The organism is Bradyrhizobium sp. AUGA SZCCT0160, assembly GCF_018130105.1.
GTDB lineage: Bacteria > Pseudomonadota > Alphaproteobacteria > Rhizobiales > Xanthobacteraceae > Bradyrhizobium.
This window is the reverse complement of sequence record NZ_JAFCMD010000002.1, coordinates 432,371-453,796: the sequence shown is the minus strand read 5'-3', so window position 1 is coordinate 453,796 and position 21,426 is coordinate 432,371. Positions and strand designations below refer to the sequence as shown.

At 63.3% G+C, this 21,426-nt stretch carries 23 protein-coding genes; 16 read left to right on the top strand and 7 right to left on the bottom strand.

Annotated elements, in window-relative coordinates:
• Positions 1–169 precede the first annotated feature (169 nt).
• Together JQ558_RS05785 and JQ558_RS05780 are read left to right on the top strand one after the other, a co-directional pair.
• Positions 170–496, top strand: coding sequence for a hypothetical protein (locus tag JQ558_RS05785; RefSeq protein WP_212293060.1), 327 nt, complete (start codon positions 170–172; stop codon positions 494–496).
• A gap of 221 nt (positions 497–717) precedes the next feature.
• Complete coding sequence (locus tag JQ558_RS05780; RefSeq protein ID WP_212293059.1) at positions 718–1,113, top strand: hypothetical protein; 396 nt, start codon at positions 718–720, stop codon at positions 1,111–1,113.
• A 25-nt stretch (positions 1,114–1,138) separates the two neighbouring features.
• Here JQ558_RS05780 and JQ558_RS05775 read toward each other — a convergent pair whose 3' ends face one another.
• Positions 1,139–1,735, bottom strand: a complete 597-nt coding sequence (locus tag JQ558_RS05775; protein ID WP_212211411.1) for a TetR/AcrR family transcriptional regulator — start codon at positions 1,733–1,735, stop codon at positions 1,139–1,141.
• Between the two features lie 103 nt (positions 1,736–1,838).
• Between JQ558_RS05775 and JQ558_RS05770 the strand changes: the two genes are divergently transcribed.
• The 8 genes from JQ558_RS05770 to JQ558_RS05735 all read left to right on the top strand — a co-directional run bounded on the left by JQ558_RS05770 (position 1,839) and on the right by JQ558_RS05735 (position 7,092).
• The gene (locus JQ558_RS05770; protein WP_212211407.1) at positions 1,839–2,534 is read left to right on the top strand and encodes a PspA/IM30 family protein; all 696 of its coding nucleotides are present in this window, start codon (positions 1,839–1,841) and stop codon (positions 2,532–2,534) included.
• Positions 2,535–2,612: 78 nt separating this feature from the next.
• Positions 2,613–2,888, top strand: coding sequence for a YiaA/YiaB family inner membrane protein (locus tag JQ558_RS05765; protein WP_192740356.1), 276 nt, complete (start codon positions 2,613–2,615; stop codon positions 2,886–2,888).
• 187 nt (positions 2,889–3,075) lie between these two features.
• Positions 3,076–3,480, top strand: coding sequence for a hypothetical protein (locus JQ558_RS05760; protein WP_212293058.1), 405 nt, complete (start codon positions 3,076–3,078; stop codon positions 3,478–3,480).
• 13 nt (positions 3,481–3,493) lie between these two features.
• Entirely contained in the window at positions 3,494–3,883 is a 390-nt protein-coding gene (locus JQ558_RS05755) for a hypothetical protein (RefSeq protein ID WP_212293057.1), read from the top strand.
• 179 nt (positions 3,884–4,062) lie between these two features.
• Positions 4,063–4,338 (top strand): YiaA/YiaB family inner membrane protein, encoded by a 276-nt coding sequence (locus tag JQ558_RS05750; protein ID WP_192740352.1) that lies wholly within the window; start codon positions 4,063–4,065, stop codon positions 4,336–4,338.
• A 233-nt stretch (positions 4,339–4,571) separates the two neighbouring features.
• Positions 4,572–5,609, top strand: coding sequence for a hypothetical protein (locus JQ558_RS05745; protein WP_212276514.1), 1,038 nt, complete (start codon positions 4,572–4,574; stop codon positions 5,607–5,609).
• 5 nt (positions 5,610–5,614) lie between these two features.
• Positions 5,615–6,814, top strand: coding sequence for a hypothetical protein (locus JQ558_RS05740; RefSeq protein ID WP_212293111.1), 1,200 nt, complete (start codon positions 5,615–5,617; stop codon positions 6,812–6,814).
• A gap of 71 nt (positions 6,815–6,885) precedes the next feature.
• Entirely contained in the window at positions 6,886–7,092 is a 207-nt protein-coding gene (locus tag JQ558_RS05735; protein WP_192740350.1) for a hypothetical protein, read from the top strand.
• Between the two features lie 59 nt (positions 7,093–7,151).
• On the opposite strand, the gene mddA is transcribed toward JQ558_RS05735, so the two are convergent.
• On the bottom strand, positions 7,152–7,925 hold the full coding sequence (gene mddA, locus JQ558_RS05730; protein ID WP_212293056.1) for a methanethiol S-methyltransferase: 774 nt from the start codon (positions 7,923–7,925) through the stop codon (positions 7,152–7,154).
• Between the two features lie 55 nt (positions 7,926–7,980).
• Entirely contained in the window at positions 7,981–8,313 is a 333-nt protein-coding gene (locus tag JQ558_RS05725; RefSeq protein WP_212276512.1) for a hypothetical protein, read from the bottom strand.
• Positions 8,314–8,471: 158 nt separating this feature from the next.
• Here JQ558_RS05725 and JQ558_RS05720 point away from each other — a divergent pair, with 158 nt between their 5' ends.
• The gene (locus tag JQ558_RS05720) at positions 8,472–10,118 is read left to right on the top strand and encodes a winged helix-turn-helix domain-containing tetratricopeptide repeat protein (RefSeq protein ID WP_212293055.1); all 1,647 of its coding nucleotides are present in this window, start codon (positions 8,472–8,474) and stop codon (positions 10,116–10,118) included.
• A gap of 8 nt (positions 10,119–10,126) precedes the next feature.
• Here JQ558_RS05720 and JQ558_RS05715 read toward each other — a convergent pair whose 3' ends face one another.
• Together JQ558_RS05715 and JQ558_RS05710 are read right to left on the bottom strand one after the other, a co-directional pair.
• Positions 10,127–10,504, bottom strand: a complete 378-nt coding sequence (locus tag JQ558_RS05715) for a hypothetical protein (RefSeq protein ID WP_212293054.1) — start codon at positions 10,502–10,504, stop codon at positions 10,127–10,129.
• Between the two features lie 869 nt (positions 10,505–11,373).
• The gene (locus JQ558_RS05710) at positions 11,374–12,225 is read right to left on the bottom strand and encodes an SDR family oxidoreductase (RefSeq protein WP_212275738.1); all 852 of its coding nucleotides are present in this window, start codon (positions 12,223–12,225) and stop codon (positions 11,374–11,376) included.
• Between the two features lie 217 nt (positions 12,226–12,442).
• On the opposite strand from JQ558_RS05710, the gene JQ558_RS05705 reads away from it, so the two are divergent.
• Positions 12,443–13,939 (top strand): aldehyde dehydrogenase family protein, encoded by a 1,497-nt coding sequence (locus JQ558_RS05705; RefSeq protein ID WP_212292906.1) that lies wholly within the window; start codon positions 12,443–12,445, stop codon positions 13,937–13,939.
• A 147-nt stretch (positions 13,940–14,086) separates the two neighbouring features.
• On the opposite strand, the gene JQ558_RS05700 is transcribed toward JQ558_RS05705, so the two are convergent.
• Positions 14,087–14,464, bottom strand: coding sequence for a winged helix-turn-helix domain-containing protein (locus JQ558_RS05700; protein WP_212209537.1), 378 nt, complete (start codon positions 14,462–14,464; stop codon positions 14,087–14,089).
• Positions 14,465–14,602: 138 nt separating this feature from the next.
• On the opposite strand from JQ558_RS05700, the gene JQ558_RS05695 reads away from it, so the two are divergent.
• The 3 genes from JQ558_RS05695 to JQ558_RS05685 all read left to right on the top strand — a co-directional run bounded on the left by JQ558_RS05695 (position 14,603) and on the right by JQ558_RS05685 (position 18,139).
• Entirely contained in the window at positions 14,603–15,730 is a 1,128-nt protein-coding gene (locus tag JQ558_RS05695; RefSeq protein ID WP_212292907.1) for an alkene reductase, read from the top strand.
• A gap of 104 nt (positions 15,731–15,834) precedes the next feature.
• A complete protein-coding gene (locus tag JQ558_RS05690; protein ID WP_212292908.1) occupies positions 15,835–16,350 on the top strand; it encodes a GFA family protein in 516 nt (171 codons plus the stop codon).
• A 124-nt stretch (positions 16,351–16,474) separates the two neighbouring features.
• Entirely contained in the window at positions 16,475–18,139 is a 1,665-nt protein-coding gene (locus JQ558_RS05685) for a thiamine pyrophosphate-binding protein (protein WP_212292909.1), read from the top strand.
• A gap of 185 nt (positions 18,140–18,324) precedes the next feature.
• On the opposite strand, the gene JQ558_RS05680 is transcribed toward JQ558_RS05685, so the two are convergent.
• Complete coding sequence (locus tag JQ558_RS05680; RefSeq protein WP_212292910.1) at positions 18,325–19,713, bottom strand: LLM class flavin-dependent oxidoreductase; 1,389 nt, start codon at positions 19,711–19,713, stop codon at positions 18,325–18,327.
• A gap of 183 nt (positions 19,714–19,896) precedes the next feature.
• Between JQ558_RS05680 and JQ558_RS05675 the strand changes: the two genes are divergently transcribed.
• Complete coding sequence (locus JQ558_RS05675; RefSeq protein WP_212292911.1) at positions 19,897–21,282, top strand: M20 family metallopeptidase; 1,386 nt, start codon at positions 19,897–19,899, stop codon at positions 21,280–21,282.
• The last annotated feature ends 144 nt before the right edge of the window (positions 21,283–21,426 follow it).

Genomic DNA, 21,426 nt, shown 5'->3' with positions numbered 1-21,426 from the left:
TGCCGGTATACAAAAGTAAGTCGTGGATGCCCGGGTCAAGCCCGGGCATGACGGCGTTCCTCGTTGGTCTGACCGACCACGTAAAACTTTACTAAAATCCGACTCCAGCTCCGCACCGCCCTTCAACGCCTCCTGTGTATCTCTGGTTGCGAGAACTCAGGGGGCTGAGATGACGGATTTCTGGATCGTGGGCGGCTTGATGGCGTTCGTGTCGCCGCTGTATTTCCTCGTGATGCGGTGGTTCACCAGATCGCAACGCGCCGCATTCTTTGTCCTGATCGGCGCGCTTCTGCTGGCGGTTTCAGCGCAGATCTACAACAGCTCGATCGCGGGACATGCTTTGTCGCTGGCCGACATCCTCGCGATGTTCAGGCCGCTGTCCTTCCTCGCGCTGACGCTGGGCTGGTTCGTGTGCGGCTTGTTCCATGCGCTGGCTTTCCTCGGCCGGGCATGGGCGCCGCAGCTGGCGTTGTCGGCATCGCCGCAAGCTGAATGACAGCCGCGTTTCGATCTGAAGGACGGGATAGATTTCTTGCGCCGCTACCCCGGCCCGGCCGGCGAACAGAATCCCAATGAGGTAATCCGCAACAAGACGGCCCATTACGGCGTCCTCGAGCGTAAGGCGCCGAATGTGATACGGCCCTCGAAGCCTGGCGCGGCCTTGCGCTCTCAAAGCCCCAGGACGAGGCCATCGACAAGGATTCATTGCACGCAATCATGCGCTTGCGCCTTGAGCTGCATGACGAGATGCAGCCGCACATGTCGAAGCACATGCTCGCGGGCAGGGCCGTGGCGGTCTGGGACGCGATCCTGCGGCAGCATCCGCGCCTCCGCCACGGCGAAGGCTATGACGAACTCCCGTCGTGTTACCGTCCCTTCGTCGAGATGCGCGAGACCGGCTGGCGCGGCCATCGGCTGTTCGGGATCGAGCCGGAGTTTTCAAACAATTGGGAAGATTTGCGCGGGCAGGATTGCGTCATCAGCATCTTCGCCGATGAGCTGCTCGAGACAAAATCGGAGCACGAGTACGGGCTCTCGATCTGGTGCCCGCGCGACCGCATCGCGAAAGGCCTGTTCGACGAGGGCCAATTGATCCGCCATTGCGCCGTTTAACCGCCGTGATTGATGAGTACGCGGCCTAGGTCAGCCCCTTCACCATCGCCCGCACGATCACTGCGATCTCCGCGCGCAGCGCCTCGACCGGCACCGCGATCAGCTTCTGTTCGAGGCCGAGCAGCACCATGCCGTGCACCGCGGAGAACAGGCTGCGCGCGGTGACGCCGAGTTCGCCTGGAGATCGTGACGGCAGCAACGAAGCGAGCGGCTGGAAGATGTGACGGAACAGCTCCATCTGCTCGCTGACCGCCCATTCCGGAATCGGTTTGCCCGGCGTCATGCGGTGTTCGAACAGCGCGCGCCAGAGTTCGAGATTTTCGGCGGCGAAATCGCAATAGGCCACCGCAATGCGCACCAGCGTCTCGGTCGGCGAGGGGGGACCCGCGCTTTCGGCCTCGCTCAGCGTAGCATCGAGCCGCCGCAGCGTGCGCGATCCCACCAGCAGGACCAGTTCGTCCATATCGTCGACCAGATTATAGACCGCGCCATTGGCGCAGCCGATTTCCCGCGCCAGTTCTCGCGTCTTCAGGGCCCCCAAACCGCCCGCGGAAATGCTCCGTTCCGCCGCCAGGATCAAATCCTCGCGTAATTTTGCTCGTCTTTCCAGTGCCTTAGACATGCCTTCCATTTTTCTTGAGCAATGCTCAAAATAATTCTTGAGCAATGCTCAAGATGTGCTACAACACGTTCGTGAGCAACGCTCATAACACAGGGAGCTGCAAATGTTCAAAACTGTTTTGACGCTTTTCCGGGGCAGCGTGGCTGCGGCGGGAGAAGAACTGGAGGACCGCTCGGCGCTTCTGATCCTCGACCAGCAGATGCGCGACGCCGCCGCGGCTGTCGAGCGGTCCAAGCGCACGCTGGCGCTGGCGATCGCCGGCGATCAGCAGGAGGGCCGCCGGCTCGACGCCACCAACGCCCGGATCGCCGATCTCGAAGTGCGCACCACCGCGGCGCTTGATGCCGGCCGGGAAGATCTCGCCCGCGAGGCCGCGCAAGCCATCGCCAATCTCGAAGCCGACCGCGACGCCGCGATGACCGCGCGCACGCTGTTCGCGTCCGAAATCACGCGGATGAAGCGCCAGGTCGCCGGTGCGGAGTCGCGGATCACCGAGCTCGATCGCGGTCGCCGCATCGCCCGTGCGTCCGAAGCGGTTCGCGCCATGCGCCGCGGCGGGGTGGAAGCGACGCGGCCTTACGAGGCCACGCTGCCGGAAGCCGAGCGGACGCTGAAGCGTCTGCGCGAACGGCAGATGGAAGCCCAGGCCGCCGACGAAGCCCTGATCGAACTCGACGCCGCCTCTGGACCTTTGGCGACCGCCGAGAAGCTCGCCGAACAGGGCTTTGGACCACGACTGAAGTCGACCGCTGACGACGTGCTCGCGCGGCTGAACGCCAAGCGTGCGCAAACGACCTGAACTTACTTTGTGAACCGAGCTCAATCGAACTCAGTGCCGTAACACCCAACTTCAAACGTCCACACACAGGAGATTATCATGAACCAGAATGTCCAACCCCACAGCAATGCCTGGGTCACCTTCACCTATGTTTCGTTCGCCGCCTCCGTCTTCATGGTCGCCGTCGGCCTGTTCTATCTGCCGATCGATCTCTGGATGAAGGGCTATCTCACGATGGGCATCATCATGATGGTCCAGTGCTGCGTCACCCTGACCAAGACCGTCCGTGACATGCACGAAAGCGGCAAGCTGGTGAACCGCATCGAAGATGCCAAGGCCGAGCGCCTGCTGATGGAAGTTTCGAAGGCCGCGTAAACCTGTGGCGCGTGCTGGCGAAGGCGGGCGGTGGATGCTTTTAGCGTCCGCCGCTCGTTTCCCCCGGGGGCGCCCCGGCCTATCAACGATTGTGTCGAAGCCGTATCCCGCGCGAACTCCACGCCAAGGCATGAGAAAGGTAACGACGATGCACGTATCTTCTGAGAATTCTCTCGATGATGATAGCATGCGCGGCGGGCCGGCATGGGCCGATCCACCGTCGCCGCGACGGGCGCTCGTGTTCCTGTTGCTGGGTCCGATCCTTGGAGTTCTCGTCGCCTTGGCACCCGACGTTGCGAGCGGGGGACTTAACGCCTGGCTCGTGCTTATCGGCAAGCAGGTGTTTGTCATCGCCCTGCTGGTATCGGCAATCACCGGGCTCGTCGACGGCATCCTGTCCCGCACCTTGTCGATCTTCTTGCGGGCGCCCCTGACCGCGATCGTCGGCGCGGTGGCCGCCATTGGTCTGCCGGCCGCTTTGCTCGGACCGCTGCCGCAGGAGATGTCGGTGTCGCTTGCGATCGGCGGCGCATTCTGTATGGGCGTATGCTCAGTGCTGTCGCACGAATATGGCCGTAGCCATCTGCAATGAAGGACTGACTTCAATGAGCCGACCGTTTGTCTTCCTGCTGCTGGGCCCGTTGTCGGTCGTTCTCACGACCTGGGTCGCGGTTGGAATGCCCTTTGAAAGCTTTGTCCCGCCCATCGCGCTGGCGCTGTTCTTCTTCACCTTGCCGGTATCGGCGATCGTGGGGATCCTCGATGGACAGCTGGCCCGCGCGATCCCGCTTCTGCTGAGGGCGCCCTTGACGGCGCTGGTCGGCGCGGCGGCCGCCATGGTGCTGCCGCGCGCGTTGCTTGGACCGATGCCGCAGGACATGTCGGTGCCGTTCGGGCTCGGCGGCGCATTCTGCATGGGCGTGTGCTCGTTGCTTGCGCACGACTATAACGCCAACAAAACCCGGCCCGACGACGTCAGCGGTTCCACGTCATGAATCATTTGAAATGGCCGCTCAATCTATCGTTTACCCTTGCGCAACCTGAGGGTGCTTTAATCATAGCTCCTTAACTGACGCGGGCGCAGAAATCTGCCGGCGGATAAGTTCCGCAACGGGATTCACGTCACCGGGCCGGGACCGGTCCTTCATTTCAGCCGCATCAGCAGGATGACGCCATGAACCAGAACGTCCAGCACCACAGCAACGCGTGGGTCACCTTCACCTATGTCTCGTTCGCGGCCTCGGCCTTCATGGTCGCCGTCGGCGTCTACTTCCTCCCCGTCGATCTCTGGATCAAGGGCTATCTCACGATGGGCATCCTGATGCTCGTGCAGTGCTGCGTCACCCTGACCAAGACGGTGCGCGACATGCACGAGAGCGACCGGATGGTGAACCGTCTCGAGGACGCCAAGGCCGAGCGGCTGCTGATGGAAGTTTCCAAATCAACGTAATCGGTCCACTTTACCTGAGCGCCGTGGCTGGCGAAGGCAGACGGCGGGTGCTTCGGCATCCGCCGTTTGTCTGCCTGGCACGATGTCTGCCTCGATGTCTGCCTTGATGTTTGCCTCGCGGATTGTTTGACGCCGCCAACACATCGTTTACCCTCTCGCCACCGCAACGTGCCGCACTCATGGCTCCTTAACGGGCCCGGCGCACAAATCCGGATCGGGTGCGGGCAGGTGGCATGGCGTCTTCTGGGAGCGGCAATTCGGCGATCCGTCATGGCCTCGGGCAGATCAGCTCCGCGGCCGGGCGCCTGCGCAGCTATGGCGCGTTCTGGCTGAAGGCGTTCTCGCAGGAAACCATAGATCTCACCTTGCGCACCCATACCGGCCTGCAGACGCGGATCGTCGAAAGCCCGGGTCTGTCGCTATCGCAACAGGATCTCGACGCACTGGTCGCGGATTTGCGCACCGTCGCCGGCAAGACCCTGCCGGCGGGCAGCCTCACCTACGGCATCTTCTCCGGCGAGCGCGAACGCCTGTCGCGCGCTATCGTCACGCTGATCCGTGAAGAAGCCACCGGCCGCCCGATCGCCTTCAACGCGCTGTCGGTGATGTCCGTCGAGCTCGACGGCGAGGAGCAAGAGGTCACCCATCTCGGCCTCGTGATGGTCGACCCTGACGTGCAGGGGCAGGGGCTGTCCTGGGTTCTGTACGGCCTGACCACGCTGGTGCTGTTCGCCCGCGACGGGTTTCGTCCGAAATGGATCTCGAACGTCACGCAGGTGCCTTCCGTGTTCGGCATGGTCTGCGACACGTTTTCGGATGTATACCCTTCGGCCGATGCCGGCGCACGGCAGAGCTTTGCCCATCTGCAACTGGCGCGCGGCATCATGCGGCACCATCGCGCGGTGTTCGGCGTCGGTGATGAGGCCGGGTTCGACGAGACGCGCTTCGTCATCACCGACGCCTATACCGGCGGATCTGACGCGCTGAAGAAATCCTGGGACGTCGCGCCAAAGCATCGCGACGAGCACTACAACGCGTATTGCCTGCGCGAGCTCGACTACGCCAGGGGCGACGATGTGCTGCAGCTCGGCCGCGTCGATCTCGCCGGCGCGCGGCGCTACCTGCAGCGCGAGGTGCCGGCCGGTTCGATGCCGGCGCTGCTGGCGGCCTCGGCCGTGCTGGCGCTGCAACGCCTGGTGCTTCCTGTGATGCACTGGATGGACGATACGCGCGCGTTCGGCACCCTGCGGCCGCGAGGGAGCGGCCGATGAGCCCGATGTCATCAGGCGTGATCGCCGATTCCATCGTCAATCTCTGCGGCGCGCTCGGGCTTTGCGTCGCCATGTTCGCGCTGTATCGGCGCGATCCCAGGAGCCCATTGACCCTGCGCCTGCTCCTGCTGCTTGGCGTGGTCGCGCTGTTGTTCTTCACACGCGGCATTGCCTGGTGGACCGGCAGCGCGCTGCTTGATCGGCTCTCTTTGATTCCGGCAGCGCTGCTGCCGCTCGGCGCGCTGATTGTCACCGAAGGCATTTTGCGGCGTCACGCGCCGCGTGCGGCCAAGATCGCGGCATTGGCGGGCGCTGTCGTGATCGGCCTCGGCGGCGTGTTCGGGCTGGAGAGCTACACGACGCCTTATGCGATCGCGCTGGCGATATTCCAACTTGCGGGATTTGTCGTTTGCGCGTGGCTGTTGGCGACGCGGGATCGTACCTCGCTGCTGGCCTCCGAAAACCGCAGCATCGGCCGCCTCGCGGCCGGCGCGCTGATCGTGATCCCCTTCATCGTCACGGATTATCAGGCGCTCGCGCCTGATATGCCGGTTCGGCTCGGCGCGCTCGGCGCGCTATTGGTCGTCACCGCCGTCCTGATCGCAGGCAGCGGCACCGAAACCCGGCGGCAGGGTATCCTGATGACGGCGCTGCGGCTGGTGAGTTCCGCATTGCTGGGTGCGGCAGCCGCCTGCGTGTCGCCGGATGTCGATGCCGCGCAGATCATGCGCTTTTGCGCGATCGCGATTGCGGGCGTGCTGACCATCGGCCTGATGACCGATACGCTGCGCGCGCTGTTCGAAGCGCAGGTGCCCGGCGTTTTGAATTCCGTCGCGGCGTCCGCGGCCCGTACCCGCGACGAATTGATCGAGGAACTGGCGCGCCATCCGATGTTCGAAAGTGCCCGGCGCTACCGCGAAAGCGACCTTGCCGCCTACGATCCGCCACTGCTGCGGAACCTGCTCTCGACGCGCCGGGTGTTGCGCCGTCCCGAAGCGCCATGGGGGCTTGCCGCGACGGATCCCGCAGTCGAACGGTTGATGTCGCTGATGAAGGCCGGCAATGCCACGCATGTGATTATTTTGTCGCATGAGCCGGTCGATCTGCTGGTGCTGGCCGTTCCCGTCATTTCCGCCGATCCCGCCACCGAAACCGCGCTCGCGCTGGTGCGGCGCATCCTCGCATTGACGCCGGAAGCGGCGTGACTGGCGACATCAAAATGTGTTAGGTGCCTGACATGTTACGCGGCAAGCGTTCTTCATGACAGGTGCGGCTGATGGACAAGCAAGCGATGCGCGAGGAGGCCGAGCGCCTGATCCGCGAGACCATGGAAAAGAGAAACCTGACCATCAAGCAGGGCAATACGCGGATCGAGACGACCTGCGGCAAATGCGGCGCGCCAAACCGCCTGCAGGCCGAAAAAGGCGCCACCCGCGTCAAATTCGCCTGCAAGCAATGCGGCCACAAGCAGGAGACGCTTTGACGCCGCTAGGCCGTCATTGCGACCCGGTGGCTCGCAATGACGAAGACAACATGCTTGGCTCAGAACACGCCCGGTAGCAACATGGCGACCCGTTCGCGATACTTGCGATATTCGTCGCCGAAGAACGCGACCAGGTCGCGCTCTTCCAGCCAGATGCCGACGAAGATGTAGGCCGTCGTCACGGACGCGAACAGCAAATGCCCCAGCGTCATGACAGGCGTTGACCAGAAGGCGATGATAAAGCCGAGATAGATCGGATGCCGGATCAGGCTGTACAGCCCCGGCGTCCTGAACGCGATGGGCGCGGTCAGGCGTCCGGCGAAATGCGCCACCACCTGCGTCAATCCGAACAGCTCGAAATGGCTGATCAGGAAGGTGCTGTAGAGCACGATAAGCCAGCCCATGAAGCCAATCGCGGTCACGACGCCGGCGAACACGGGGCCTTCGATGTTCCAGACCACCGCCGGCATCGGCTGCCACTGCCAGAACAGCAGGATCAGGCTGAGGCTGGCGAGCAGGACGTAGGTAGAGCGCTCGATCGCCGGTGAGGCGAAGCGCGCGAACAGTCTTTTGAAGCCCTGCCGCGCCATGCCGCTGTGCTGCACGGCGAAGATCGACATCAGGATCAGGTTGATCAGCAACGCCGTCGGCAGCGAAGCGGCCGGGCCGCTATTGATTGTCTTGGGCACGACCAATTGCGAGACGAAGCCGACCGCGTACAGGAACGTGCCGAGGAAAATCAGATAGGCGAGGCCGCCGTAACAGAGGGCCAGCATTCTCATCGCAAAGGAAGGGATGGCAGGAGGCGTACCTGTTTGCATCGTAATCGACATCTTCAGTCTCCTTCGAAATATGCAGTTACTCGGAAATCGCTTCGTTCAAGCCGTGTCAGGCGGCGCGCTTGCGCTGCCTCGCTGCAGCCAGGACCTGGTCGAGCGGGCCGCAGTAGATGCGGGCCTTGTCCAGTCGGCGTTGATCGAGCTTGCGCTGCGCGATCGACGCGGCCTCTCGCTCATGGTGGGCGATCGCGGCCGCCACCTGGCCATTGAGGAAGCGCCTCAGGCGCGCGGCCAGGACGAGGATCTTCCTCAGCAGGGTTGGCGTCGTCGTGGATTGGAACGGCGCAAGCGCCCGCATGGCATGATGCTGGCCGCGTTGCCGTGCGGCAACGGGCCGTCTGGCGGAATATCCGTAAGCGTGGAAATCAGATGAGCCGATCATGGGTCGTCTCCGGTTGTATGATCCTTGACCCGTCTGTAAATTGAACTGCGCCCTCACGCTTGGCGGACTCCTTCAGGAGACGTTGGTTTTTCCTCCGCCAGAGGTTGATTTCGATCTGCAATGCTGAGGATTGTGGCGCGGCCTCGGCTGAGGTGGTAATGAAATACCGATTTTCCAATTTCGAGATCGACCTTGGCCAACACGAGCTGCGCCGCGAGGGCGTGTCCGTCCACATCGAGCCTCAGGTCTTCGATGTCATTGTCCATCTGGTGCGCAACCATGACCGGGTTGTCAGCAAGGAGGAGTTGATCGACACGGTCTGGCATGGCCGGGTGATCTCGGAAGCCGCGTTCTCCAGCCGCATCAATGGCGCAAGACGCGTGCTTGGCGACAACGGAACGGATCAGCTTTTTATCAGGACATTGCACCGGCGCGGCTTCCGGTTCGTCGGCGATGTTCAGGCGATCGCCGCGTCGGATGCCGATGCGGTCAGGCTTGCGCCTGACGATACCGCGTCAGCGAGTGTCGCTCCCGCGCGGGTCTCGATTGCCACCGACGTGTCTCATCTCGACGATGTCGTCTCGGAAGTCGTAAAGGCGGAAGCCATCGCGCGATCGTCGATCGCGGTGCTGCCGTTTGAGAACATGTCGAATGACCCGGAGAACGACTATTTCAGCTACGGCCTGACCGAAGACATCATCCGCCTGCTGGCGCGCAATCGCTGGCTTTCCGTGATCTCGCGCCACTCAACGGTCGGATTCGGGGGGCGCGTGGTCGATGCGCGTGAGGTCGGTGCCCAGCTCGGCGTGAGTTATGTGATGTCCGGCAGCGTTCGCAAGAGTCGCGACGCGGTCAGGATCACGGCGGAACTGGCCCGTGCTGCAGACGGAAAACAGCTTTGGTCCGACAAATACGATCTTCAGCTCGAGAATATTTTCGACATCCAGGAAGAAATGGCGCGGCAGATCGCGGCCACGATCGAACCGGAGCTGTCGAAGGTCGAGCAGCAGCTGGCTGCCCGCAAGGCGCCGGAAAGCCTGGATGCCTGGGATTGCTACCAGCGCGGCCTATGGAATCTATGGCGATTTACCACGCCGGGGTTTGACCAGGCAGAGGCCTATTTCAAGCGCGCGATCGAAGCCGATCCGGATTTCGCCCGCGGCCATGGCGCGCTCGGCTACGTCAATGTTCAGCGCTCGCTGTATGACGATCCCAGGGATCGCCCGGCGCGGCTGGAGACGGCGTTGCGTCAGGCGCGTGTCTCCGTGGCGCTCGACGACCTCGATTGTTTTTGTCACTGCGTTCTCGGCCGCGCGCTGTGCCTGACCCGTCAGAATGATGAAGCGCTGGCAGCGATCGACCTGTCGCTGGAACTCAATCCAAGCTTTGCGCAAGGGTATTTTGCGCAAGGGTTCAATCTACTGTGGTACGGGCGGGAGATCGAAGCGGAAACGCTGCTCGATCGAGCGACCATGCTCAGTCCGCGCGACAGCCATCTTTGGAGTTTCCACCACGTGCGCTCCTGGGCGCATTTCTCGCTCGGTGAGTACGACATCGCCGTCGAGTTTGCCCGCAGGGCAACCCGGCAGCCCAATGTCCCGTATCGGGCGTTTGCAACACTGGCAGCCTCGCTCGGCCGTCTCGGCGAAAAGGCGCAGGCCGAAGCGGTGGCCGCTGAACTCCTGCAACGCAAGCCGGGCTACAAAACCGATACCGCGCGGCAGGAGCTCTTCTTCTGCAATGATCAGGGCTTCATCGACCGGTTCATCGCGGGCCTGCGCGTCGCCGGCATAACCGGCGGCTAGGCAAGCGGCTATTTCACCCGCAGCTTGAGCGGGATCACCTGCCGGTCGGAGCAGGTCATGGTGCCGTTGTAGCCATCAGACAATGGTCCGCTGGCCGTGCATTCGGTGCCCGGCATCGACAATGTCGCGTTCAATTGGGACGAAGCCGAAATCTGCAGCCGCATTTCGCCCTTTTTCTCCACCGGGCCGTCCTGCGTGCACAGGCCGATATGCTTCAGCACGAGCGGGCCACGGTAGTCCCTGATGCGCCCGGATGCCGTTTCGGTGACGGTGGCAGTCACTTCCCATTCCCCGAGAAAGCCGGAAGTGCCGCTCACCTCGAGCGCGCGCGCCGGCCACAACGTCGCCATGACGCCCAGCATGACAGCCGGACCGAATGCTTTCACAACCTGCTCCCGTGCGAGTTGGCCTATGATCCTTATCACTTATCGCCAGGTCAGTTAAGGGAGCAGAAATTGTAGGATGGGTTGAGCCCTCCGCGAAACCCATCACCTTCGTAGCCTACGAGTGATGGGTATCGCTTCGCTCCACCCATCCTACGCGGTGCCCCGCGCTGATTGTTGGGTGCGACAATTCAACCCGACGGGCAAATCAGTTCTGATTTACGGAAAACGTGTCAAGCCCCGAAATAAAAAATATTTCTGTTTACCAGAATGAAAATCAGGTGCATATCTTTGCCCATCCCGTCCTACTCAGAAGGGCGTCGGCCGTCGTCACGGACGTTGGACGGGTTGCGGTGGACGCTTGTTTACGTCTGACGACGGCGTGGATTAAGCGTACGGCAAAACCGTGTGGTCCTGGCACCCGTTGCAGGTGTCAAGCTGTCGGGTAGGCGAAAGCTGAACGACAGCGACGGAGTCAACCAAGAACTCGTCTCCGGGGAGATCACGGCATAAGCCGTAAAGCCATTGCGCAGGGAAGGCCGGGTGTTCTCCGCTGCCCTGTATGCTCGTGTGCAGCATTTCTTGTGCTAACCGCACACGGGACCGCGGGTGCAGCGCGCACCCGGTCTTCCCTGCGCCCTCTCATTGGAGGGCGGGAAGTGTCTGGCATAGCTCGGGCGCAATGCGTCGCGAGAATGCGAAACTGCGTTTGGATGACGGTGCAGATACAAACACCGCCGTCGTCCCGGCCTTGAGCCGGGACCCATACGCCGCGGCCCATCGATGAGAGCACTGGCGTTAGCGACCTTCTGCAACAATGAGCATCACGCGGTATGGGTCCCGGCTCAAGGCCGGGACGACACCGAGTCTTATCACTTCCCCTTCACAAACCGCGCAAACGCCTCCGCGTAATCCTTGTGCCAGCGCGACAGCGCCGGGCGGTTTTCGACGATATCACCGGCGGCCCACAGCATGCGCCGTTCGTCGAGTTGCCGCGGCACGTCATTGTCGGGGCACAGGATATAGAAATCGCCGGCATCGATGCGTTCAATCATGAAGTCGACGGTCTGCTCCGGCGTCCAGGCACCATCAGGTTTCTCGGTGCGGCCGCGGGAGGTGAGGGCTGTGAAGACGTGACCGGGGATCATCAGGTGCGCGCTGATCTGGCACCCTTCGGTGTTGCGCAGCTCATGCTGCAGCGCCTCGGTCAGCGCTTTCACGCCGGCTTTGGAGACATTGTAAGCGGGATTGCCGGGCGGCGTCGTAATGCCTTGCTTGGAGCCGGTATTGATGATGAGCCCGGGCCGTCCGCGTTCGATCATGTGCGGCGCGAAAACCTGGGTGCCGTGGATGATGCCCCAGAGGTTGACGTTCAGAATGCGCTGCCAGTTCTCCAGCGGCCCAAAGCTGTTGCTGTCGGGGCCGATGCCGGCATTGTTCATCAGGATGTCGGTGCCGCCGAACCGCTTCTGCACCGCAGCTTCGAGCCTGGCGACGTCCTCAAACCGGCTGACATCCACCTCGGCGGTCATCACATCGGCGTCGCCGCCCTTGGCGACAGACGACAGTTTTGTGGCAGCCTCCGCCAGCCGCGCGGCGCCGATATCGGCAATGCAGACTTTCATGCCGAGGCCGGCGAACCGCATCGCGGCCGCCAGCCCGATGCCGGACGCGCCTCCGGTGATCACGGCGACATGATTGGTGGACATGGCAGGGTGGGGCATGCAGACTTCCTCCGGACACAAATCGGGTTACACTACTTATCAGCGCAAATCTTCATCAGGACAATATCGGCACGTACGAACCGGCATGGCAGGTCTTCATTTCCCGTCCCGCTTCCGGAGGCTCGTTCCGCTTTACGGTTCGGAGCCCAACGCTATAGTTATCCATATATAACGATCTTCATCACAAGAACGGCTATCGATCCAAGGGAGTAAATACATGGCTGTATCACAGGCAATTCCGATCACGCGCCACCCCTATGCGGATGGTTCCTACAAGAAGATGCTGATCGACGGCCAATGGGTCGATGCGGCCTCCGGCAAGAAGTTCGAGACCCATAACCCGGCGACCGGCGAACTGCTCGCCACGGTAGCCGAGGGCGACGCCGAGGACATCAACCGTGCGGTGGCGGCAGCCCGGCGGGCCTTCGAGGGTCCGTGGAGCAAGGTCAAGCCGTTCGAGCGGCAGAACCTGCTGTTGAAGCTCGCCGATCTCGTCGAGAAGAATTTCGAGGAGCTGTCGCAGCTCGATACGCTCGACATGGGCGCGCCGATCAGCCGCACCCGCGGCAACCGGCTGCGCGTGCTCGGTATGCTCAGGTATTATGCGGGCCAGGCCACCGCGCTGCATGGCGAGACGATCGAGAACTCGCTGCCCGGCGACATCTTCTCCTACACGCTGAAGGAGCCGGTCGGCGTCGTCGGCGCGATCATTCCCTGGAACGGCCCGCTCAGCGCCAGCGTCTGGAAGATCGGTCCGGCGATCGCGACCGGCTGCACCGTGATCCTGAAGCCGGCCGAGGAATCGCCGCTGACCTCGCTGCGGCTGGCCGAGCTCTGCATGGAGGCCGGCATCCCGCCCGGCGTCGTCAACGTGGTGCCTGGTTACGGCGAGACCGCGGGCGCGGCACTGTCCTCGCATTCCGGCGTCGACAAGGTCGCCTTCACCGGCTCGCATGTCACCGGGCAAGCCATCGTCAGGGCCTCCGCCGGCAACCTCAAGCGCGTGTCGCTGGAGCTCGGCGGCAAATCGCCGGACATCGTGTTCGCCGACGCCGACCTCGATGCGGCGGTGCCGGGCGCGGCGATGGCGGTGTTCGCCAATTCCGGCCAGATCTGCAGCGCGGGGACGCGCCTGTTCGTCGAACACAAGATCTATGACGACTTCGTCGGCCGCGTCGCCGAATTCGGCAAGAAGCTGCAGGTCGGCAACGGCCTCGATCCCAACACCCAGATCGGACCCTTGGTGTCGGCGGAGCAGATGAAGCGCGTTTCCGGCTATCTCTCGATCGGCCAGCAGGAGGGTGCCAAGGCGCTGACCGGCGGTACGCCGCTGACCGAAGGCGCGCTGTCGAAGGGCTATTTCGTGGCGCCGACGGTGTTCGCCAACGTGCAGGACAATATGCGGATCGCGCAGGAGGAAATCTTCGGCCCGGTGATCTCGGCGATCTCGTTCAAGGACACCGACGAACTAATCGCACGCGCCAACGCCACCACGTTCGGATTGGGCAGCGGCGTCTGGACCACCAATGTCAGCAAGGCGCATCAGGTGGCAAAATCGCTGCGCGCCGGCTCGGTCTGGGTCAATTGCTACCAGGCGATGGACCCGGCAGTGCCGTTCGGCGGCTACAAGATGAGCGGCTACGGCCGCGAGTCAGGCAAGCAGCACCTGGAGGAGTATCTCAACGTCAAGGCGGTCTGGATCAAGACGGGGTAGGGTTTACGTCGTCCCGGCCTTGAGCCGGGACCCATAACCCCGGTCATCTGTTGTTGAAAGAAGCCGTCTCCCATTGTGCTCAATAATTACCGCTGCGGCGTATGGGTCCCGGCGTTCGCCGGGACGACGACTACTAAAAATCGGTCGTCACCCCGCCCGCTTCTTCCGGCCGATCTCGCTGCGCAGCGCCTGCAACTCCTTGCGCGCCGCGCTCGCGGCGTTGCGTTCGATCTTGCGGTAGCGCTTGACCAGCGAGATGCCGAACGACGTCAGCACCGCGCCGCCGCCGTTCTTGCCGCCGGTCTGCCGCTCGACGGCGGCCTGCCGGCAGATGCGGTTGATCTCGTCGACCAGATCCCATGCCCGCTTGTACGACATCTCCATCGCGCGGCCGGCAGCCGAAATCGAGCCGCAGGTCTGGATGTTCTCCAACAGCTGGATCTTGCCCGGCCCGATCCGGGCGTTCGCATCCAGATCGATGCGAACGCTGAGCGAAGGAAGCGATTTGGCACTCGATTTCGGCATGAAAATACTTGCTCACTACATCGGTTCGAGCGGGCGCCCGCTTCGCTTTCAAAACAAAAGCTGCTCCAGTCTTTTACGGGCAAGCGGAACCGGTTACATACTCGTATGAATACGGATACTTTGGAGTTCCCCACCGGCATGAATCATCCATCATTGTTTTCTCCGCTGCAGATCGGTCCCTACCAGCTCAAACATCGTCTCGCGCTGGCGCCGCTGACGCGGATGCGGGCGGAAAAGCCCAGCCTCGCGCCGCGGCCGCTGAACGCGGAATATTACGCCCAGCGCGCGACGCCGGGCGGATTGCTGATTGCCGAAGCCTCGCCGGTCATGGCGACGGGTTTTGGCAGCCCCGGCGTCCCCGGAATTTATAACGAGCAGCAGATCGCGGGTTGGCGAAAGGTCGTCGATGCCGTTCACGCCAAGGGCGGCGTGATCTTCCTGCAGCTCTGGCATGTCGGCCGCGTTTCGCATTCCTCGTTCCAGCCCGGCGGCGTGCTGCCGGTGGCACCCTCGGCGGTTGCAATCCCGCCCGATCTGAAGACCGGGACGGCCGACGGCAAAGCCGTGACCTACGAGACGCCGCGCGCGCTCGAGACATCCGAAATCCCTGGCGTGGTCGATGCCTACCGGCAGGCGGCGAAGAATGCGCTTGCCGCCGGCTTCGACGGCGTCGAGATCCACGGTGCCAACGGCTATCTGATCGAGCAGTTCCTGCAGTCGCACACCAATCTGCGCACCGATCAATATGGCGGCTCCATCGTAAACCGCACGCGCTTTCTGATGGAAGTGACAGAGGCCGTGGTCGAGGTCTGGGGCGCGAGCCGCGTCGGCCTGCGGCTGTCGCCGTACGGTATCGCCAATGGCAGCGGCGAGCCGGACCCGATGCCGCTCTATAGCCATGTCGTGCAATCGCTCAATCCGTTCGGGCTTGCCTATCTGCATTTCATCGAACCGCGCTCCAGCGGCGCCGGCCGCGCCGAGGTCAACCATCAGAACGTGCCGTCGGCGATGGTGCTGTTCCGCCCCATTTGGAAAGGCGTGCTGATCACGGCCGGCGGCTTCACCGGCGAGACCGCTGACGCCGCGATCGCGGCCGGCCATGCCGATGCGATCGCGTTCGGACGGATCTTCATCTCCAATCCGGACCTGCCGCGCCGCCTGCAACGCGGCTTCCCGCTGACGCCCTATAACCGCGCGACCTTCTATGGCGGCGACGTCGCCGGCTACACCGACTACCCCGCACACGACGAGTTGGCGCAGGCATAGCACTCCACCGTCATTGCGAGCGAAGCGAAGCAATCCATCTCACAACGTAACGAAAGAATGGATTGCTTCGCTTTGCTCGCAATGACGAAACGTGAGGACCGAGCATGTTTCCCGAGCTCGAAGAAACCGAAAAGAAAAAGGCAAAACCGGTGGCGGTGGGAAAACCCGCCGCCGGCCAATGCCTCTGCGGCAAAGTCTGCTTCGAAATCGACGTGCCGGCGCGCTGGGCCTGGCACGATCATACGCCGTCGAGCCGCCGCGCCCACGGCGCGGCCTACGCGACCTATGTCGGAAGCTGGCGCAAGCGCTTCCGCATCACCAAGGGCAAGACCTCCATCACGCGCTATGAAGACAACGCGACCAAGACCGCGCGCAGCTTCTGCAGCAGCTGCGGCACGCCGATCGCCTACGAGCGCCCGCGTTCGCCGCACATGGTCAACATTCCGCGCGCGCTGTTCACCGGCCGCACCGGCCGCCAGCCGCTCTACCACATCGCGATCGAGGAGCTGCAGGAATGGGCTTATACCGGCGAACCGCTGGTGCCGCTGAAAGGTTATCCCGGCGTGGTCTGGCAGCGCTCGAAAAAGAAGAAGCGCAGTGATCGCGAGGGGATGTTCTAGCCATAACCAGCTTCATGCCTGATCACGCAGGGCAGCCATGACCGCGCTCCATTTGATCTCACCATTGCCGATCGTCATGATGGCCTGATCCCGAGAGGTCAACGAACCTCGGGCAGGAGGAAGTATGAAAAATCGCATTACCGGGCGCTCGGCCTTTCTCGCGCTGCTGAAGGACGAGGGCGTCACGCATCTGTTCGGCAACCCCGGCACCACCGAACTGCCGATCATGCACGCCCTGAAGGATCGTCCTGACCTCACCTATGTGATGGCGATGCAGGAGAGCCTGGTGGTCGCGATCGCCGACGGTTACAGCCGCGCCTCGGGCAAGCTCGTCGCCTGCAACGTCCACGTCGCGCCCGGGCTCGGCAATGCGATGGGCTCGCTGTTCAACGCGGCCTTCACCGGCACGCCGATGATCCTGACTGCGGGCCAGCAGGAGCAGGGCCACGGGCTGATGGAGCCGGTGCTGTATGGCCCGCTGGTGCAGATGGCGGAGCCGCTGGTGAAATGGGCCGTCGAGGTGACGCGGCTGGAGGATCTGCCGCGGATCGTGCGCCGCGCCGCCAAGATCGCAACCACGCCGCCGACCGGGCCGGTGTTCATCTCGCTGCCGGGCGACATCCTCAACGCCGAAGCCGGCATCGAGCTCGGCCGCTCCACCCGCGTCGATACCCGCGTCAAACCATCGGACGAAGCGCTCGGGGCGTTGGTCGCGCGCATCCTCAAAGCGGAGCGGCCGGTGATCATTACCGGCGACGAGATCGTCAAGAGCGACGCGTTGAAGGAAGCCGCGCAGTTCGCGGAAGCGATCGGCGCGCCGGCCTATCAATGTTCGACGCCCTACGGCGCGCACTTCCTGTCGGAAAGTCCGTGCTTCATGGGCGCGCTGTCGCGCCTGCAGAAGCAGGTTCGCGAAGTGCTGTCGCCTTACGATCTGATGATCGTGCTCGGCGCCGATCCGTTGCGGATGTCGGTCTACAGCGAAGTCGATCCGCTGCCCGACGGGCTCGGCATCGTGCAGATCGGTCTGGTCGACTGGGATCTCGCCAAGAATTACGGCGCCGAGATCGCGCTCAAGGCCGACGTGAAGGAAACCCTGCGCGCGTTGGTGCCGGCGCTGAAGGCGGCCGGCGGCGGCGCGCTCGAAACGCGCGCCAAGCAGGGCGTGGCCGCGCTGGCCTCAAAGAACTGGACCGCAAAGCGCAAACCGCTGATCGAGCAGATATCGAAGGCCAGCACCAAATCGCCGATCGATCCGGACTGGCTGGCGCTGCAAGTGGTCGAGGCGATGCCCGACAATGCGATCCTGGTCGATGAAGGATTGACGTCGTCGCGGCAGATCCTGGCATTGCGGCCGCACCGCGACCGCTACGGCTATCACGCGCTGGCCTCGGGCGGCATCGGCTGGGGCCTGCCGGCTTCCGTCGGCGTCAGCCTTGCCAATCCCGAGCGCCCGGTGGTGTGCTATTCCGGCGACGGCAGCTCGATGTATTCGATCCAGTCGCTGTGGACCGCCGCGAACCACAAGCTGCCGCTGACCTTCGTGATCGTCAACAATGGCGGCTATCGCATCATCAAGCAGCGTCTGCTCGCCTTCCACGGCGACGATCATTATGTCGGCATGGACTTCGTCGATCCGCCGGTCGATTTCACCGGCGTCGCCAAATCACTCGGGCTCGAAGCTATGCGTGTCACCGATCCAGGGCAACTGAAGTCGGTGCTGTCGTCAGCTATTGGTCGGCCCGGCACCAAGCTGATCGAGGTGGTGGTGAGCAATTCGGTGAATTGAGAGGTAATGCAAACTATCCCCGTCATGCTGAGGTGCGCGCTCTTGCGCGCCTCGAAGCACGACGGCCCGGCTGTGGCCGATTCATCCCTCGAGGCTCGCCCAGCGGTGCAAGTGCACCGCAGGGTTCGCACCTCCAGCGACAACGGCGAAGCCGTTGCGCGGGGATGACGGAAGTAGCAGCGTTGTCATTCCGCCGCCTTCACCCGCGCACCCGGCCGATACTGGCTCGCCGGATGCTGCGCCGTCAGCCGCGCGCGGCCCTTGCCGAACAGCTTCTCGCGCAGCGTGCCCTCGGCATACGCGCTCTTGTATCGCCCGCGACGGGTCAGTTCGGGCACCAGCATGTCGGCGATGTCCTCGAAATCGCCGGGCGAGGTCGCGAAGGCGACGTTGAGGCCGTCGACGTCGGTCTGCTCGAACCAGGCCTCGATATCGTCGGCGACCTTCTCGGGCGTGCCGACCACGACGGGCCCGGCGCCGCCGATGCCGACATGTTCGATGACTTCGCGCACGGTCCAGACCCGATCCGGATCGGCGCGGGTGACGTTGTCGAGCGCGGTGCGGCCGGCGTCGTTCTGGACGTGGCGGACCTGCTGGTCGAGGTCGTAGCCGGAGAAATCGACGCCGGTCCAGCCCGACATCAGCGCCAGCGCGCCCTCGGGATTGATGTGCTTGCGATAGTCGGCGTATTTCGCCTTCGCCTCCGCCTCGGTGCGCCCGAGGATGATCGTCATCATGCTGAACATCAGGATCTCGGCCGGGTTGCGCCCGATCTCGCGTGCCAGGTCACGGATCGCCGCGACGCGCGGACCGATGATCTTGGCCGACGGGCCCGACATGAACACGCATTCGGCGTGCCGGGCGGCGAACTGCCGGCCGCGCGGCGAGGTGCCGGCCTGGTACAGCACCGGCGTGCGCTGCGGCGACGGCTCGCTCAGATGAATCGCATTGAGCCGGTAATGACTGCCCTCATGCGCGATGGGGTGCACCTTCGCCGGGTCCGCGAAGACGCCGCGCGCGCGATCGCGCAGCACGGCGGCGTCCTCCCAGCTGCCTTCCCAGAGCTTGTAGACCAGCTCCATATATTCATCGGCGATCTCGTAGCGGTCGTCGTGCGCGGTCTGCTTGTCCTTGCCGGCGCCGCGCGCGGCGCTGTCGAGATAGCCGGTCACCACGTTCCAGCCGAGCCGTCCCTCGGTAAGGTGATCGAGCGTCGACATCCGCCGCGCGAACGGATAGGGCGGCTCGAACGACAGATTGCTGGTGACGCCGAAGCCGAGATGCTTCGTCACCGCCGCCATCGCGGGAATCAGCATCAGCGGTTCATTCGAGGGGGTCTGCGCGCCGTTGCGCAGCGCCGCGTCGGGGCTGGAGCCGAACACGTCATAGACGCCGAGCACGTCGGCGAGAAACAAGCCGTCGAAACGCCCGCGTTCCAGCGTCCTGGCGAGATCCAGCCAATAGGGCAGTCGGTTATAGTCAAGGGTACGGTCGCGCGGATGGGTCCACAGCCCGGGCGATTGATGCGCCACGCAGTTCATGGCAAAGGCGTTGAGCCGGATCTGTTTTTTCATGGTGGTGGAACCTTGGCTATTCCCGGATACGCCGCCCGGTCGGATGCCGGGCTGCTGGCGGAAATTGTTGCATTGCATGAGGCTTAGCAAGGCCTTATTCGCCCCGACTGATACTACTTCCAGTAGATGAGTTGTCTAACTACACTAACCAGTGATACGTTCGCGAACGCAAAAGGAAACAGCATGACGACGAGAGCCGACGCGATTGAAAATGTCCGTCAGCAGTTTCATTCGGGCGAATTCCTCGCCGAGCTCAACCGCCGGGTCGGTTTCCCTACGCAGAGCCAGGAGCCGCTGCCGGGCGATCCCTTGCGCGCCTATCTGGTGGAAGGACTGCAGCCTGCCTTTGAAGAGCTCGGGTTCTCGACCCGGCTGATCGAGTCGCCGCTCGGCAAGGGCCCGTATCTGCTGGCGGACTATCGCGAGGATCCGTCATTGTTGACGGTTCTCTCCTACGGTCATGGCGACGTTGTGGGTGGCATGGTCGGTGAATGGCGCGACAACCTCAATCCGTGGCAAACCACGACCAAGGGCGATCGCGTCTACGGCCGCGGCACCGCCGACAACAAGGGGCAGCACAGCATCAACATGGCGGCGTTGCGCGCCGTCCGCGAAGCCCGCGACGGCAAGCTCGGCTTCAATGCCAAGTTCATCATCGAGACCAGCGAGGAGATCGGCTCGCCGGACCTGGCTGAGGTCTGCGAGGCGCTGCAGCAGGAACTCAAGGCCGACTTGTTGCTCGCATCCGACGGCCCACGGCTGTCGGCGGATCGTCCCACCATCTTCCTCGGCTGCCGCGGCGGCGTGCGCATCCATCTCGACGTCAACCTGCGTGAAGGCGGCAATCACTCCGGCAATTGGGGCGGCCTGCTTGCCAACCCCGCGACCATCCTGGCCAACGCGATCGCCGCGCTGGTCGATCACCGGGGGCGGATGAAACTCGACATCATGAAGCCGCCGCGCATCACGAACCAGATCCGCGCGGCACTGGCCGATGTCGAGGTCGAGCCGATGGCGGATGAGCCGCAGGTCTCCGAGAATTGGGGCGAGGATGGCCTCTCCGCCGCCGAACGCGTCTATGCCTGGAACACGCTGGAAGTGCTGGCGATGTCATCGGGCAATATCGATGAGCCGGCGAACGCGATTCCAGGCGTGGCTCGCGCCGTGCTGCAGCTTCGCTTCGTGGTCGGCACCGAATACGAAAAGGTGGTCGACGCTGTCAGGACCTATCTGCACGCCAATGGCTTTGCGATGGTTGATGTCAGCGGGCAGCAGAGGTTTGGCGCGTCGCGTACCGATTTGGACAGCCCCTGGGTCAACTGGGCGGCGAACTCGATCCGGCAGACCACCGGAAAGGCGCCGGCGATCCTGCCGAATATCGGCGGTTCGCTGCCCAACGGCGTCTTTGCCGAAGGGCTCGGCCTGCCGACGATCTGGATTCCGCATTCCTATCCCGGCTGCTCGCAGCACGCGCCGGATGAACACATCCTGCTGCCGGTCACCGAGGAAGCGCTGGCCATCATGGCGGGCCTGTTCTGGGATCTCGGCGAGGTGCCGCGTAAACCGTGATGCCGTTAATGGTTCGTGTGACGGAATAAGAACGATGCTGCGGCGCGAAAACGCCGTTTCATGCTATAAAAATTTAGCTCTGCGTATCGTCAGGCGAAATATTGCTCTGTCGCCCGCGCGCCGCGCTCTCTAGGATCGGGGGAA

Bases quoted from the DNA above. Each gene is read 5' to 3' on its own strand.
- JQ558_RS05785 (WP_212293060.1), top strand. From the start codon at position 170: ATGACGGATTTCTGGATCGTGGGCGGCTTGATGGCGTTCGTGTCGCCG.
- JQ558_RS05685 (WP_212292909.1), top strand. From the start codon at position 16,475: ATGAAAAATCGCATTACCGGGCGCTCGGCCTTTCTCGCGCTGCTGAAG.
- JQ558_RS05680 (WP_212292910.1), bottom strand. From the start codon at position 19,713: ATGAAAAAACAGATCCGGCTCAACGCCTTTGCCATGAACTGCGTGGCG.
- JQ558_RS05775 (WP_212211411.1), bottom strand. From the start codon at position 1,735: ATGTCTAAGGCACTGGAAAGACGAGCAAAATTACGCGAGGATTTGATC.
- mddA (WP_212293056.1), bottom strand. From the start codon at position 7,925: ATGTCGATTACGATGCAAACAGGTACGCCTCCTGCCATCCCTTCCTTT.
- JQ558_RS05690 (WP_212292908.1), top strand. From the start codon at position 15,835: ATGTTTCCCGAGCTCGAAGAAACCGAAAAGAAAAAGGCAAAACCGGTG.
- JQ558_RS05725 (WP_212276512.1), bottom strand. From the start codon at position 8,313: ATGATCGGCTCATCTGATTTCCACGCTTACGGATATTCCGCCAGACGG.
- JQ558_RS05675 (WP_212292911.1), top strand. From the start codon at position 19,897: ATGACGACGAGAGCCGACGCGATTGAAAATGTCCGTCAGCAGTTTCAT.
- JQ558_RS05710 (WP_212275738.1), bottom strand. From the start codon at position 12,225: ATGCCCCACCCTGCCATGTCCACCAATCATGTCGCCGTGATCACCGGA.
- JQ558_RS05705 (WP_212292906.1), top strand. From the start codon at position 12,443: ATGGCTGTATCACAGGCAATTCCGATCACGCGCCACCCCTATGCGGAT.
- JQ558_RS05750 (WP_192740352.1), top strand. From the start codon at position 4,063: ATGAACCAGAACGTCCAGCACCACAGCAACGCGTGGGTCACCTTCACC.
- JQ558_RS05780 (WP_212293059.1), top strand. From the start codon at position 718: ATGCGCTTGCGCCTTGAGCTGCATGACGAGATGCAGCCGCACATGTCG.
- JQ558_RS05735 (WP_192740350.1), top strand. From the start codon at position 6,886: ATGGACAAGCAAGCGATGCGCGAGGAGGCCGAGCGCCTGATCCGCGAG.
- JQ558_RS05740 (WP_212293111.1), top strand. From the start codon at position 5,615: ATGTCATCAGGCGTGATCGCCGATTCCATCGTCAATCTCTGCGGCGCG.
- JQ558_RS05745 (WP_212276514.1), top strand. From the start codon at position 4,572: ATGGCGTCTTCTGGGAGCGGCAATTCGGCGATCCGTCATGGCCTCGGG.
- JQ558_RS05700 (WP_212209537.1), bottom strand. From the start codon at position 14,464: ATGCCGAAATCGAGTGCCAAATCGCTTCCTTCGCTCAGCGTTCGCATC.
- JQ558_RS05765 (WP_192740356.1), top strand. From the start codon at position 2,613: ATGAACCAGAATGTCCAACCCCACAGCAATGCCTGGGTCACCTTCACC.
- JQ558_RS05695 (WP_212292907.1), top strand. From the start codon at position 14,603: ATGAATCATCCATCATTGTTTTCTCCGCTGCAGATCGGTCCCTACCAG.
- JQ558_RS05760 (WP_212293058.1), top strand. From the start codon at position 3,076: ATGCGCGGCGGGCCGGCATGGGCCGATCCACCGTCGCCGCGACGGGCG.
- JQ558_RS05720 (WP_212293055.1), top strand. From the start codon at position 8,472: ATGAAATACCGATTTTCCAATTTCGAGATCGACCTTGGCCAACACGAG.
- JQ558_RS05770 (WP_212211407.1), top strand. From the start codon at position 1,839: ATGTTCAAAACTGTTTTGACGCTTTTCCGGGGCAGCGTGGCTGCGGCG.
- JQ558_RS05755 (WP_212293057.1), top strand. From the start codon at position 3,494: ATGAGCCGACCGTTTGTCTTCCTGCTGCTGGGCCCGTTGTCGGTCGTT.